This is a genomic window from Amycolatopsis dendrobii, from assembly GCF_014145675.1.
In the GTDB taxonomy this organism is placed as follows: domain Bacteria; phylum Actinomycetota; class Actinomycetes; order Mycobacteriales; family Pseudonocardiaceae; genus Amycolatopsis; species Amycolatopsis dendrobii.
The window spans coordinates 374,036-386,734 of record NZ_JACGZW010000003.1; the positions used below are offsets into that span (position 1 = coordinate 374,036).

Here is a 12,699-nt window from a genome sequence, read left to right on the forward strand (position 1 = left end):
CAACACGGCCCTCATCTGGCGGCTCGGCTGACGGAGTGACCTCGGCCACGCACCGAGCGTAACGAGAACTTGTCCGGTCTTGTCCGGTCGGAGGCGTGACGGTGCCCGTTCAGGCGCCCGGATCGAACCGGACGAACCGTTCTACCAGGAGAAGGGGCGCACGACCGCGTCGTGCGCCCCGGTGCTCGGCTGGAAGGACTACCAGGAGCGCAGCGTGACGATCCGCTCTTCGAGCTGCTCCACCGTCGCCATCGCGGTGGGCGGGCCGCCGCACTGGCGGCGCAGTTCGTTGTGGATCGCGCCGTGGGGTTTCTTCGTGCGGTGGTGGTACACGCCGACCAGCGCGTTGAGCTCCTTGCGCAGCGCGCCGAGCCGTTCGCTCACCGACTGCGACCGGACCGGCGGCGCGGCCGGTTCCTCGGTCTTCGGCTTGCGCCGCTTCTCGTCGGAGATCTGCTCTTCCTGCCGCTTGCGCAGCAGCGCGCGGACCTGGTCCGGCTCCAGCAGGCCGGGAAGGCCGAGGTACTCCTGCTCCTCGTCGGAACCGGAGAAGACCGCGGTGCCGAACGAGTTGCCGTCGTAGATGACCTGGTCGAGTTCGGCCGAGGCGTGCAGCGAGGTGAACGCCTTCTCCTCCTCGCCCGGTTCGTCCTCGGTGCGGTTGGCCTGGGCGAGCAGTTCGTCGTCCCAGCCTTCCTTCTCCCGGTGCGGTTTGCCGAGCACGTGGTCGCGCTGCGCTTCCAGCTCGCTGGCCAGCTCCAGCAGCACCGGCACGCTCGGCAGGAAGATGCTCGCCGTCTCGCCCTTTTTCCGGGCCCGCACGTAGCGGCCGATGGCCTGTGCGAAGAACAGCGGGGTGGACGCGCTGGTGGCGTACACGCCGACGGCCAGCCGCGGCACGTCGACGCCTTCGGACACCATCCGGACCGCGACGATCCAGCGTTCCTTGGTCTCGGAGAACTCCTTGATCCGCCCGGACGCCTTCGGGTCGTCCGACAGCACCAGCGTCGGCGTCTCGCCGCAGATCCGCTCCAGGATCTTGGCGTAGGCACGCGCGGTTTCCTGGTCGGTGGCGATCACCAGGCCGCCCGCGTCCGGGATGCCTTGCCGCACCTGGCTGAGCCGCGTGTCGGCGGCTTGCAGCACCGCCGGGATCCACTCGCCCGCCGGGTCGAGCGCCGTGCGCCAGGCGCGCGCGTTCTGCTCCGCGGTGAGCGGTTCGCCCAGCCGCGCGGTGAACTCCTCGCCCGCGCTGGTGCGCCACGACGCCTCGCCGGAGTAGGCGAGGAAGACGACCGGCCGGACCACGCCGTCGGCGAGCGCGTCGGAGTAGCCGTAGGAGTGGTCGGCCTTGCTGCGCTGGAAGCCGCCCGCGTCCGGTTCGTAGGTGACGAACGGGATCGGCGAGTCGTCGCTGCGGAACGGGGTCCCGGTGAGCGCGAGCCTGCGCACCGCGGGCGTGAACGCCTCGCTGGTCGCGTCGCCCCAGGACTTCGCGTCGCCCGCGTGGTGGATCTCGTCGAGGATCACCAGGGTCTTGCGGTTCTCCGTGCGCACCCGGTGCAGCGTGGGATGCGCGGCGACCTGCGCGTAGGTGACCGCGACGCCGCGGTAGTCCGACGACGTGACGCCGGTGGTGTTGCGGAAGTTCGAGTCGATCGGGATGCCCGCCGCCGCGGCCGAGGCCGCCCACTGGTGCTTCAGGTGCTCGGTCGGGGTGACGATCGTGACCGCCTCGACGGTGCGGTCCGAAAGCAGTTCGGCGGCGATCCGGAGGCCGAACACCGTCTTGCCCGCGCCCGGCGTCGCGACCGCGAGGAAGTCCTTCGGCCTGCTCGACAGGTACTTCGTGAGCGCTCGGCGCTGCCAGGCGCGCAGCGGACGCGCGGTGCTGTCCTTCTCCGCGGGCGGCGCCCCGAGGACCGGCTGGGTCGTCTCGGACAAAACTCGGTTCACCCCCTCCTCGGACCGCTCGGCGCGGCCGTGACGTGCGAAAACCCCCACTGTGGCACCGGCTTCGCCGCCGGGCGCCGCGATGAGGGCACGTCGGCCAGCTTACCTTCCGAGTCCCCGGGCGCCCGCCACCGCCACGGGTGGTGTCCTCCGACACGCCCCCTCTCGGCGGGGGTGACGAGCCAAAACCGCGCGCATGGACCATGCTGGGACACACCATGGGCGAGGTGACACCGGACGCCGGCGCGGCAGAGCCGAACGGCGAGGCAGTGCCGAAGAAGAGCGTGCCGGAGAAGACCGTGCGCAGGGGGCCGTGGCGGCTCCTCACCCGCACGCTCGCGAAAGCGTGGGACGGCAACATCTTCTCCGAGGCCGCCGAGGCGGCGTTCTGGCAGACGCTGTCGCTCCCGCCGCTGCTGCTCGGGCTGCTGGGCAGCGTCGGCTTCATCGGCGAGTGGTTCGGCCAGAACGTGGTCACCGCGGTGCACGACCGGATCATCACCTTCAGCCACACCATCTTCAGCGCCAACGCGGTGCAGGAGATCATCGAACCGACGGTGAACAGCATCCTCACCGTCGGCAAGGGCGAGATCGTGTCCGTGGGCTTCGTGATCTCGCTGTGGGCGGGTTCGTCGGCGATGTCGTCGTTCGTCGACGCGATCACCGTCGCGCACGACCAGTACGGCGTCCGCAACGAGGTGTGGCAGCGGATTTTCGCGCTGCTGCTGTACCTGTGCGCGCTGATCGGGCTCGTGATCGGGCTGCCGCTGCTGGCGATCGGGCCGGACCTGCTGCCGGAGTTCTTCCCGGTCGACTGGCGGCCGACAGTCTCGTCCTGGGTCGGCACGCTCTACTACCCGGTGCTGGGCGTGATGATCGCGCTCGCGCTGACGACGCTGTACAAGCTCGCGCTGCCGCGCCGGCTGCCCTGGCACCGCGGGCTGCCGGGCGCGATGCTGGCCGGCGTGGTCTTCCTGGTGTCGAGCATCGGGCTGCGGATCTACCTGAACTGGATCACCAAGACCGGCTACACCTACGGCGCGCTGGCCGCGCCGATCGCGTTCCTGCTGCTGATGTTCTTCATCGGCCTCGCGGTGGTCGGCGGCGCGTATTTCAACAGCGCGATCCAGGAGCTGTGGCCCGCGAAGGCGACCCGGCGGCAGCGGCGCAAGTGGCGGCGGCTGGAGATGGAACGCGCGAACGAGCGGATGCGGGCCGAGGAGGGCCGCCGGCTGTGGGACCGCACGACGATGCCGTTGCGGCGGCCGAAACGGCACCCCGGAAACGAAACCGACGACTCCGAGACTGGCCACGACGAGCCGGACCGCACCGAATCGGAGACCGTGCAACTCGCCAGACCCGAGCGCGCCACCGGTTCGGAGCCGTCCGCCGAATCTCGTCCGCGCCGTCCGCGGCAGGGCTGACTCAACCCTGGCGGAACCGCCACGTCTTGCTGTCGAAGGCGATGCAGACGCTCGGCGACATCACGACCACCCGCAGCGTGCCGCCGTCGCGCTCGTCGTAGTCGATGCCCTCGACCTCGAAGTTGCCGCCGCAGCCGCTTTCCAGCGGGAGCTGGCCGAGCGACGTGACGTGCCCGGTGACGTCGGAACCGGAGACCGAACCGGAGAGATCGACCTGCAGCAGGGGTTTGGTGGTGCCGAAGAGGCTGCCGTCCGGGTCGTCCGAGGAGCACATCAGCCGGGTCGCGGAGACGAAATCGCAGCCCTGGACGTCGCGCACCGGGTGGTCGAGCCGGATCGCCGAGGCGTACGGCAGGTTCTGGCCGGGATCGGTGGCCGCGGCGCCGGGCATCGGGTAGACGAGCAGACGGTCCATCGTGCCCCATTCGCCGGACACGAGCCAGCGCGCGTCGGGCGACACCGCGGCGAACGAATTGTTGTTGGCCTCCCACGATTCCAGCGCGTGCTGGTAGTCGGCGCGGGAGCCGTCCGGGGCCTCGACGCGGAAGAGCTTCGCGCCGCGGTCGTCGCGCTGGTAGGGCTCGACGTACCAGCCCTTCGCCGACCCCGGGTCGCCGATGTGGTTCCAGCCCTTCGCCGCGAGACCCGGGTCGACCGTGCCGATGCCGGTGTAGCGGATGCTGGTTCCGGACGAGCGCTCGACGGTGGCGAGGCCCTGGCTCTCGTCGAGCGGACGGGCGCGGTCGGAGCCGACGGTGGTCCATCCGGTCACCGCGTCCGCGGCGCCCGCCGCGACTGCGCTGACGGCGGACAGCAGGACGACGAGGGAAAGCACGATCCCGGTTGCGCGCATGCGGGGACACTCCTGCGGGGAGGCGACTGGCCGGATTGCAGGTCTACCAGTTCCTCCCCGGGTGCACAGCCACCGAGTGAAGGATTTTCACCTTTGTTCCCGCGCACCGGGACGCGGGGGAAACCTCAGTCGTCGCCGCCCGGACGGAGGCCCTCGTAGATCTTCTTGCACTTGGGGCAGACCGGGGACCCCGGCTTGGGCGATTTCGTGACCGGGAAGACCTCGCCGCAGAGCGCCACGACGTGCGTGCCCATGACCGCGCTCTCGGCGATCTTGTTCTTGCGCACGTAGTGGAACATCTTCGGCGAGTCGTCGTCGGTCGACTCGGTGCTGTCGGTCTCCGGCTTGGTCAGCGTTTCGGTGCTCACCCCACCATCATGCCTCAGCGCCGCGCCCGCGGTAATGCCCGGCTAGGCTCGCCTGACCTGCCAAGGGACCCCTCAGGAGCCCGGATGCCGCACGAGTCCGCACCCCGCTGGCACAACGCGCTGACCCGCCTCGGCGGCGACCACCACGTCGGCCGCGACGCCTGGGCCGACCTCGAAACGCGTTACACCGAACCGCACCGCCGCTACCACGACCTCGCCCACGCCACCACCGTCGCGCACGACGCGGAGCAGCTAGCGGCCGACCTGCCCTTCCACGAACGCGCTGTCGTCGTACTCGCCGCGTGGGCACACGACGTGGTCTACGACGCCGTACCCGGCGAAGACGAACAACGCAGCGCGGAGTGGCTTCGCCGCTGGCTCACGCGCGCAGGGATTGCCGATGCGCACATTGACCAGGCCGAAGCCCTCGTCCTCGCCACCGCCTCCCACGAAGCACCCGAAGACGACTTCGCCGCAGCAGCCCTCCTCGACGCCGACCTAGCCATCCTCGGCGCACCTCCCGACACGTACGCCGCGTACGTGGACAACGTGCGTCAGGAGTACGCGCGCTACCCCGACGACGCCTGGGCGACCGGCCGCGCCGCAGTACTGGAAAGCCTCCTCACGCGGCCCGCGCTGTACCTCACCGAAAGCGCCCGCTCACGCTGGGAAGCCGCAGCGCGGCAGAATTTGCGGGCTGAGCTGACCCGATGCCGCAGCGTGCGCGGCGATCACAGATGATGTCCGTTCGTGACCACCCAGACCACTCCCCTGTTCGTCCACGAGGAAGTCGCCTCGGCGTTGCGTGACGGTCACCCCGTCGTCGCGCTCGAGAGCACGATCCTTTCGCACGGCCTCCCGTACGGACGGAACCTCGACGTCGGCCGCCGCATCGAGCAAACCGTGCGAGACGGCGGCGCTGTGCCGGCCACTATCGCCGTGCTCGACGGGCGGCCGGTCATCGGCCTCTCTCCCGCCGAACTGGAGCGCGTCTGCGCCCCCGACGCCGGCTTGGACAAGCTGTCCCTGCGCGACCTGGGCCCCGCGGTCGGCCTCGGCCGCTCCGGCGCCACCACCGTCGCGGGCACCTCGGCGCTCGCCGCGGCAGCCGGGATCGGCGTCTTCGCCACCGGCGGCCTCGGCGGCGTGCACCTGGGCGCGGCACAGAGCTGGGACGTCTCGGCAGACCTCGGAGTCCTGGCCAAGGTGCCGACCGTGGTCGTGTGCTCCGGCGTGAAGTCCGTCCTGGACATCCCCGCCACTCTGGAAGTGCTGGAAACGAACTCGGTGCCCGTCCTCGGCTACCGCACCGACGACTTCCCCGCGTTCTATCTCCGCTCGTCCGGCCACCCCGTCGGCTGGCGGGTGGACGACCCGAAGCAAGCCGCCGCGGTCGTCTCCGCCCACCGCCGCTACGCGAACTCCGGCGTCCTGCTGACAAACCCGATCCCCGAAGAGTCCGAAATGGACCGTGCCCTGCACGACCGGCTGTTGCGGGAAGGCCTGGCAAAACTGGCCGACGCCGACGTCCACGGCGCGGACGTGACTCCGGTGCTGCTGGAGCACTTCCACACCGCCAGCGAAGGCGTCAGCATCGACGCGAACGAGGCTTTGGTGCTGTCCAACGCCAAACTCGCCACCGAAGTAGCGGTGGCCCTGTCGTGACCGGAATCGTAGTAGTCGGCGACGCGGGCTTAGATGTCGTCGCCCGGCACGACCAACCTCTCCCCCACGGCGGCGACGCCCGAGCCGCGATCCGCTTCACCGGCGGCGGCGCCGGAGCGAACACCGCGCTGTGGCTGCGCTCGCTAGGCGCGGAAACCACCCTGATCGCCCGCATCGGCGACGACTCGGGCGGCCGCCTGATCCGCGCCGAACTGGAAGCCGCGGGCGTCCGCTGCGCCTTCGCGACCGATCCCGAAGCCCCCACTTGCTGCGTAGTCGTCCTCGTTGACGGCGAAGGCCAACGCAGCATGCTCGCCGACCGAGGCGCGAACAAACGCTTCGCCCCCGAAGACGTCACCCCCGAGGCCCTGGCCGGCTCCACCCACCTGCACCTGTCCGGCTATGTCTTGCTGGACCCGTCCTCGCGCCCCGCAGGCCTGGCCGCCCTGGACGCTGCCAAGAAAGCGGGTCTGACCACCTCCGTGGACCCCCAAGCAGCCGCCCACATCCACGACCCAGCGGCCTTCCTGGACGACGTACGCGGCACCGACCTGCTCATGCCGAACACCGAAGAGCTGGTCGCCCTGACCGGCTCCGCAGACCCGTCCTCCGCGACCGAACTGCTGACCACCGTCGGCGCAGTAGTAGTGACCGCCGGGCTGGACGGCGCGAGCTGGATCGACGCAACCGGCGTCTCCTCAGTCCCCGCAGTAGAAACGACCTGCGTCGACTCCACCGGCGCAGGCGACGCCTTCGACGCGGGCGTCCTCACCACCTGGCTAGCCGGAAAGTCCACAGTGGACGTCCTGCGCACCGGCACCGAACTAGGCGCACGAGCAGTAAGCCGCATCGGCCCCCAACCCTGAGACACCGGACGTGAGGGACTCCCTCACGTCCTCAAACCGCAGCCGGTACACCCAACGATCGAGGCACCCAGCCCTCCCCCCGCACCCCGATACGAAGCCTCACTGCGGTTCGGGGGTGCTTGTCAAGGCATCTTACTCGTGCAGCACTCGACTAGCCGGAAGTAGATCAAGCATTACCGCAGGTCAGAGGTCCGTAAACGGATCTTGAACGACTCGCGGAGATCGACGCTCGGGGACGTTGTTCCCACGTCGGCTTGATCCACATCCGGCCGTCGAGCTAGCGTCCCCAGCCGGGACGCCGCGCGTGCGCACACGAGAAGGCAGCCCGCACGATGACGACCGCTACCGCGACGAAGAAGAAAACCGCTTCCGCCACGCCCCGGCTCGCCAAGGCTGAAAAGCTCCCCTCTGGCCGCTGGCGCGCCTACGTCTGGGACTCGCATCGCCAAGCGAAGGTCTGGGCGACCAACCCGGACGACGGCACCGAGGTTTTCCAAGAGCAGTGGATGGCAGAGGCCGCTCAGATCACTCTCTACCGCCGCATGGATGCCGTATACGAGGAACTCGGCGACCCCCAGGACCGGAAGGGGTTCCTCCATCCGTTCCCCGAGGTCGCCCGGGAGTGGCTTGTTCACCGGGAGAAGCAGCCCGGCAAGCGCGGCTCGAAAGAACGCGGCGGCACCTACCAGTCCCGCAATGCCCGCAAGAGCGCGGTGAACGTCCTGTCCAAGGCGTTCGCGAAGTACGACATCCGGCAGGTCAATCAGGAGAAGTTCTTGGAGTACCTCGATCAGGAGGAGGAGCGAGGCATGTCGTCCTCCACGATCGAGGGCCGCGTGGTGTACATGCGGCAGATCCAGAGATTTGCCCAGGTGAGGGGTTACATCGAAGACGACTGCACCGACGGAATCGCGGTCGCGGTCGAGCGGCGGCGGGAGCCCCGCATCCTCACCGACCAGGAGCTTTGCCTCCTGAGCAACTACGTGCCGTACTGGTTCTTCCCGGCCGTCCTGCTCGCCTACGACTGCGGCCTCCGGGCCGCCGAGGTCGCGGGCCTCCGCTGGAAGCGCATCGACCTCGACGCGAAGATTCCGCAGGTCACCGTCCGGGACGTCATGGAGCCCGACAAGACGTTGCGGTCCTACCCCAAGGGAAAGATCACTCAGACGGTCTCCCTCACGCCTCGGTGCGTCGAGGCGTTCCGCGTCCTCCAGCAGTGGCGGCCGGACGACACCCCGGACGATTTCGTCTTCCGGAACCTCAACGGCACCCTCCTGTCGCCCATCGACCCGGGCGAAATCATGCGCGAGGTCTGGGACCTCGTCGGGCTGGCCGGCGAGCGGGCGAAATTCCACGATCTCCGGCACGCGTGCGCGACGAACCTCGCCGAGGCCGATGCTCCGCTGGAGGTGATCATGCGGCGGATGCGGCACAAGTCGCCCGCGGTGACCATGAAGTACATCCGCAAGTCGCTGGAGCGGGAAGCGGAGTGGGCCGCCCGGGTACAGGAGGCGGCCAACGCCGAGATCATCGACCTGTACAACGAGCGGGCGCGGAGGCGGCAACCGGCGGCGGAGGCTGCGGCACCGACCGCCCTCGCCGATGGCTCCGTGATCGTGTCCGCGGCGCAGTGGAACGCGATGGTCGCCATGCTCCAGACCGTGACCGGCTCGGCCGCCATGCCGGAGCTTGCTGCCGCGAGCTAGACGCGATGAGAGGCCGGTACGGGGTCCGGGTACCGGCCTCTCGTGGAGCGTGTCATTGCCTGGCTCCGGGCAGTCGCGGACCTGCCCAGAGGGTTAGCTGCGGCCCCCCGCCGCCCATCAGCCAGTCCCAGTGGCGGGCCAGCTGTTCGTGACCGTTTCCAGGTCTGCCGCGTCGAGCGTCTTCCCGGGCTCGAACAAGCCGCTGGGGCCGAACATCTCGTTCAGCACCTCGGCTTTGGCCGAGTCGAGCACGACGCCCGGCTTGAGCAGCACCACGAGGGCACCGTCTGCGGTGCAGTCCTCCGTCACGTACAGCCACGCCCGTTGGTCCGAGCCTCCTATCTCCAGGTGGTACGCCACATCAGGTCACTCCCTCTTCGCCCGCCAGCGTGCGGCCGGCTCCACGGGGAGCCGCTCAGCGCGTGCGACGTCGCGCCGGGCGGCTTCCTAAATGGACACTCGCCACCAATATCACACAAATGAAAATACTTCGCGGTCTCAGCGCCGCGAACCGAAGTGAGCGATTCGCAACGCCGCGTGTTCCATCTCCCTGATCTGCGCGGGCGTCATGGAGGCGATGAGGCTGAGCACGCGGTACATGTTCTCGTCGCACGCGTCCGGATGTAGATCTGCCATAAACGCGAAGTGCACGGCGGCGCGCGGGAGGCCCAGCGCCGTGGCGATGCCCGCGATCACTTCCCCCTTGGGGATCGAACGCCATGCCGGATTCGCACGGAACACCCGGTGAATGAGGTCGGGAGTGACCCCTTTTTCCTTCGCGACCCCAGCCAGGAAGCCGTGCGGCCAGGGACCGGGGAATCTGGCGAAGAAGAGCCCGCGCACGTGGTCGAGCCCGTTCCCGGCACCGGGCTCAGGGGGCGACGGCTCCGCATCGGGCGCGGGCTTCGTCGATGTGCTGTCCATGGTGGTCGCCCTCCCACTCGGACAGCCGGGGTCGTTACCATCCCCGACTGCGCTTCGGGTACCGCTACACGGGTACACCAAGCTATTCCTCTTCGCAGCGCGCCGCCCGGCCCCCTCCAGCATCGCTCCGTACTGGCCCGTGCAGATACGTCTCGATCGAGTGTATCCGCCGATCACTGAGCGCACCCTGTGCGTCGCAGTTTGACCAGCATTCGTCGTCCTATATCGCACTTTCGGAATCTTTTTCGGAAACACTTGAGCTTCGGCGTGTCGCGGGGGCAAGGTCGGTCGTGCACCACCCGAAGCGCAAGTTGCGACGGAACTCCCGCCACAGCGCACGCGCGGTCCACATCGACCGTCCACTTGCGACCTAACGCAATCCTTCAAACGCAAATGCAGAGGAGGCCACGTGTTGGCAACCGCCGACGACACCGGCGTCCCCGACGTGAACGACGCGAAGATCGAGGCGCGAAGCGCGGAGATTTTCGAGGACTTGATGACCGTCCCCGAGACGGCGGCAGTGCTGAAGGTCAACCGGGCCACCGTTTTCCGGCTGATGAAGGTCGGCGACCTTCCCCGGGTGCGGTTCCTCAAGCGCACTTACGTGCCCGTGCCCGAGCTGATCAAGCTCCGCGACGCCGAGATCGAAAGGGCGCGCAAGGAGGCCGCAGCGCTGGCGCGCAAGAAGACGCCCCGTCCCCGTCGGGCGAGTTAGTCCGCACGGCCGGACGACGTCCCCCGTCGCCCGGCCGCACTAGATCACCACAAGGAATCGTTGTGATGAACCAGATCCAGTGTTTCATTCGACCGAAACGCCACCGCAGGCTCCCCGGGGAAGCGCTCAACCGATGCGTGGAATACCTGTGGGCGCAGGAACATCCGGGCGCAGACCCGTGGCCGATCAAAGATCTCGGCCTGAGGAACTACACACCGCGCCATGCCCGGCAGCCCCAGCGCAAACGGGTGTACCTGTGACCGCTGGGGGCCGGATCAGTCAGGCGGCACGCCGCAGACTGCGCGCCGCGGGCAAGATCCGAACGAAATTCGCAGACGCCAGCTACACCGAGATCGGGCAGTACGCACTCGTCATGGCCGGAGCGGCATTCCTGCTGTTGCTCGTCAACATGGTCGCACTCGCCATGCTGCTGATTCGGTAGGAGGGGACGAAATGACGGCCACAATGACATTTCCCGCCATCGATCTGACCGGCGTCACCGCACGGCCATTGGTCGAGACCCTCAAGAAGGACCCGGAAACCCCGACGTTCAACGCGATTCTCCGCCGAAAACGCCGCGCTGTTTCCCAGCTCCGCAACATGCGGTGGCCGGGCGAGACCATGGAGCCCGATCTCTCCGCGGACGAAGAGCCAGCACCGCCCGAGCCGGCAGGGGAACCTGACTCCGCGCCGACTCCGGACGGGGCGAACGAGAGCGCGCCGGAACCGCCCGGCCAGGAGTAAAGCCCGTGATCCGCACCCATTCGTGCCCCGGCGGGTGTGGGACTCAAGTGCCACGGCACCGATTCGCGTGCCGTGCCTGCTGGTATCGGCTGCCCGCGGCCTACCGGGACGCAATTCGGCGCAATCACCGACGCAAGACCACGGCTCACGCCGCTGCGATGCACGACGCCCACGCTTGGTACGAGGACAACCCGTTGCCATGCAACGAACAACGCTAGAAGGGACACCACCCATGCCCATCACGGAATTCAGCGCCCCGCCCCGGCTCGCCGTGGGCAGCCATCCGGCAAGCCGTCTCTACCTGTGTGCGATGAACGTCATCTCGTGGGAGCACGGCGACCGCCCGATCTCGGACACTCCGCGGTGCAGTCCGCTCCCGCTGGCCCGCACGGTGCAGATGGTCAATGACCACTTCTGCACGCACACCAGCGAGGAAACCGATCCTGGCACCGGCGAACACGTCCGAGTCCTGTGTCCGCGATGCTCGGTGAGGGTGCTGCGGCTGGCCCACCGAACCGTCGGCGCACCCCAGCTCGACCTGCGCCAGGGATGGTCCTGGACCGTCGAACTGCTGAAGCATGCCCTGTCCGACGGCATCGACCCGGACCACGTCCGGACCATCCGCGACGCAATCGCAATCGCCTCGGCACACGCCGAGGGGCACCCGCCGCCGATGCCGTTCGCGGCCCCGGTCAGCTCCGCAGCAGCGCCCATGACCAGCCTGGCCGCGACCATCGTGCACAACGTGCGAGCCGCCGCGCGCCCGCCATTCATGCCGCAGAAGCCGCCCGCTGCCATGTGGAACGGACTGGCGATCAAGAAGTTCGAGCCGGGCGCAACGCTGGACGATTTCGCAGCGGCTGCGGAATTCCTGTATGCCGCGCACCACAAGCCGGCGCTCCCCACCGGGGCCGTCCCGGAGAGCGCGGGTGCGTCCTTCGTCGCCGGACACGCCGGCCTGGCGGCCCCGCGGCAGATGCTCGGCCGGGCGCACGAGGCCATCGAATTGTGGAATCGCATCGCCGCCCCGGAAGCCGCTCGGCCGACAGAGCGCGTGGCGGCATGACGCTTCAGGCCGAGCGAGCCGCCGCCTACCGGCAGCTGTTCCTCGACTTCCCCGGCCTTCCTGACCCGATCAGCGCAGAGATCCGCCCCGGCGACGGGATCGGCATCCGCCTGCATCACGCCCGGCTGGAGGAAGTGGTGAGCATCGCGGAAAGGTTCGGGACGCAGGTGGAGTTCCTGGAGCGCACCGCGTTCGTCCGAGTGTCCACTGTGTACATCGCTTGCGGAGAACCGATGATCGCCTGGACGCAGCTCAACATCGTGGAGGCGCACCACCTCCTCCGCGACTGGGGCATCGACATCGAATTCGTCCCGGGCAATAGCCTCCGCCCGGCTGTCGCAGTCCCGGCCGCGCACGCAGCCGCCATGGTGAAAGTCGGCTCCTAGACCGGAGGCGGGGCGCGGACACCCCGACA

The 12,699-nt window shown here is 68.8% G+C and carries 16 protein-coding genes; 11 read left to right on the forward strand and 5 right to left on the reverse strand.

All coding sequences use genetic code 11. The features are described 5' to 3' along the window. Positions 1-198: 198 nt before the first annotated feature. A complete protein-coding gene (locus H4281_RS09920) occupies positions 199-1,944 on the reverse strand; it encodes a DEAD/DEAH box helicase (RefSeq protein ID WP_182890906.1) in 1,746 nt (581 codons plus the stop codon). A 227-nt stretch (positions 1,945-2,171) separates the two neighbouring features. Between H4281_RS09920 and H4281_RS09925 the strand changes: the two genes are divergently transcribed. Continuing rightward, positions 2,172-3,377 (forward strand): YihY/virulence factor BrkB family protein, encoded by a 1,206-nt coding sequence (locus H4281_RS09925; RefSeq protein WP_237598741.1) that lies wholly within the window; start codon positions 2,172-2,174, stop codon positions 3,375-3,377. Between the two features lies 1 nt (position 3,378). On the opposite strand, the gene H4281_RS09930 is transcribed toward H4281_RS09925, so the two are convergent. Both H4281_RS09930 and H4281_RS09935 read right to left on the reverse strand, forming a co-directional pair. After that, positions 3,379-4,230 (reverse strand): hypothetical protein, encoded by an 852-nt coding sequence (locus tag H4281_RS09930; RefSeq protein ID WP_182890568.1) that lies wholly within the window; start codon positions 4,228-4,230, stop codon positions 3,379-3,381. 125 nt (positions 4,231-4,355) lie between these two features. Continuing rightward, positions 4,356-4,598, reverse strand: a complete 243-nt coding sequence (locus H4281_RS09935; RefSeq protein WP_020657970.1) for a DUF3039 domain-containing protein — start codon at positions 4,596-4,598, stop codon at positions 4,356-4,358. An 84-nt stretch (positions 4,599-4,682) separates the two neighbouring features. Here H4281_RS09935 and H4281_RS09940 point away from each other — a divergent pair, with 84 nt between their 5' ends. From H4281_RS09940 to H4281_RS09955, 4 genes are all read left to right on the forward strand, one after another. Beyond that, on the forward strand, positions 4,683-5,339 hold the full coding sequence (locus tag H4281_RS09940) for an HD domain-containing protein (RefSeq protein WP_182890569.1): 657 nt from the start codon (positions 4,683-4,685) through the stop codon (positions 5,337-5,339). 9 nt (positions 5,340-5,348) lie between these two features. Further along, positions 5,349-6,263, forward strand: a complete 915-nt coding sequence (locus H4281_RS09945; RefSeq protein WP_182890570.1) for a pseudouridine-5'-phosphate glycosidase — start codon at positions 5,349-5,351, stop codon at positions 6,261-6,263. Beyond that, positions 6,260-7,129, forward strand: a complete 870-nt coding sequence (locus H4281_RS09950) for a carbohydrate kinase family protein (RefSeq protein ID WP_182890571.1) — start codon at positions 6,260-6,262, stop codon at positions 7,127-7,129. The genes H4281_RS09945 and H4281_RS09950 overlap by 4 nt, the downstream gene beginning before the upstream one ends. A 332-nt stretch (positions 7,130-7,461) precedes the next feature. After that, positions 7,462-8,835: a tyrosine-type recombinase/integrase gene (locus H4281_RS09955; protein ID WP_182890572.1), complete on the forward strand. Its 1,374-nt coding sequence runs from the start codon at positions 7,462-7,464 to the stop codon at positions 8,833-8,835. A gap of 117 nt (positions 8,836-8,952) precedes the next feature. Here the strand turns inward: H4281_RS09955 and H4281_RS09960 are convergent, their stop codons facing one another. Beyond that, complete coding sequence (locus tag H4281_RS09960; protein ID WP_182890573.1) at positions 8,953-9,195, reverse strand: hypothetical protein; 243 nt, start codon at positions 9,193-9,195, stop codon at positions 8,953-8,955. 138 nt (positions 9,196-9,333) lie between these two features. Next, on the reverse strand, positions 9,334-9,759 hold the full coding sequence (locus H4281_RS09965; protein WP_182890574.1) for a hypothetical protein: 426 nt from the start codon (positions 9,757-9,759) through the stop codon (positions 9,334-9,336). A 409-nt stretch (positions 9,760-10,168) separates the two neighbouring features. Here H4281_RS09965 and H4281_RS09970 point away from each other — a divergent pair, with 409 nt between their 5' ends. The 6 genes from H4281_RS09970 to H4281_RS09995 all read left to right on the forward strand — a co-directional run bounded on the left by H4281_RS09970 (position 10,169) and on the right by H4281_RS09995 (position 12,670). Then, a complete protein-coding gene (locus H4281_RS09970) occupies positions 10,169-10,474 on the forward strand; it encodes a helix-turn-helix domain-containing protein (RefSeq protein ID WP_182890575.1) in 306 nt (101 codons plus the stop codon). A gap of 65 nt (positions 10,475-10,539) precedes the next feature. Beyond that, a complete protein-coding gene (locus H4281_RS09975) occupies positions 10,540-10,734 on the forward strand; it encodes a hypothetical protein (protein ID WP_182890576.1) in 195 nt (64 codons plus the stop codon). After that, a complete protein-coding gene (locus H4281_RS09980) occupies positions 10,731-10,916 on the forward strand; it encodes a hypothetical protein (protein ID WP_182890577.1) in 186 nt (61 codons plus the stop codon). The genes H4281_RS09975 and H4281_RS09980 overlap by 4 nt, the downstream gene beginning before the upstream one ends. 11 nt (positions 10,917-10,927) lie before the next feature. After that, the gene (locus tag H4281_RS09985; protein ID WP_182890578.1) at positions 10,928-11,218 is read left to right on the forward strand and encodes a hypothetical protein; all 291 of its coding nucleotides are present in this window, start codon (positions 10,928-10,930) and stop codon (positions 11,216-11,218) included. A 232-nt stretch (positions 11,219-11,450) separates the two neighbouring features. Next, positions 11,451-12,284, forward strand: a complete 834-nt coding sequence (locus H4281_RS09990) for a hypothetical protein (protein ID WP_182890579.1) — start codon at positions 11,451-11,453, stop codon at positions 12,282-12,284. After that, complete coding sequence (locus tag H4281_RS09995) at positions 12,281-12,670, forward strand: hypothetical protein (protein ID WP_182890580.1); 390 nt, start codon at positions 12,281-12,283, stop codon at positions 12,668-12,670. Before H4281_RS09990 ends, H4281_RS09995 begins: the two co-directional genes overlap by 4 nt. The last annotated feature ends 29 nt before the right edge of the window (positions 12,671-12,699 follow it).

What these genes read in the sequence shown, in the direction of transcription:
- H4281_RS09925 (WP_237598741.1), top strand. Translation starts at nt 2,172, where the DNA reads ATGGGCGAGGTGACACCGGACGCCGGCGCGGCAGAGCCGAACGGCGAG.
- H4281_RS09930 (WP_182890568.1), bottom strand. Translation starts at nt 4,230, where the DNA reads ATGCGCGCAACCGGGATCGTGCTTTCCCTCGTCGTCCTGCTGTCCGCC.
- H4281_RS09940 (WP_182890569.1), top strand. Translation starts at nt 4,683, where the DNA reads ATGCCGCACGAGTCCGCACCCCGCTGGCACAACGCGCTGACCCGCCTC.
- H4281_RS09955 (WP_182890572.1), top strand. Translation starts at nt 7,462, where the DNA reads ATGACGACCGCTACCGCGACGAAGAAGAAAACCGCTTCCGCCACGCCC.
- H4281_RS09965 (WP_182890574.1), bottom strand. Translation starts at nt 9,759, where the DNA reads ATGGACAGCACATCGACGAAGCCCGCGCCCGATGCGGAGCCGTCGCCC.
- H4281_RS09975 (WP_182890576.1), top strand. Translation starts at nt 10,540, where the DNA reads ATGAACCAGATCCAGTGTTTCATTCGACCGAAACGCCACCGCAGGCTC.
- H4281_RS09985 (WP_182890578.1), top strand. Translation starts at nt 10,928, where the DNA reads ATGACGGCCACAATGACATTTCCCGCCATCGATCTGACCGGCGTCACC.
- H4281_RS09990 (WP_182890579.1), top strand. Translation starts at nt 11,451, where the DNA reads ATGCCCATCACGGAATTCAGCGCCCCGCCCCGGCTCGCCGTGGGCAGC.
- H4281_RS09995 (WP_182890580.1), top strand. Translation starts at nt 12,281, where the DNA reads ATGACGCTTCAGGCCGAGCGAGCCGCCGCCTACCGGCAGCTGTTCCTC.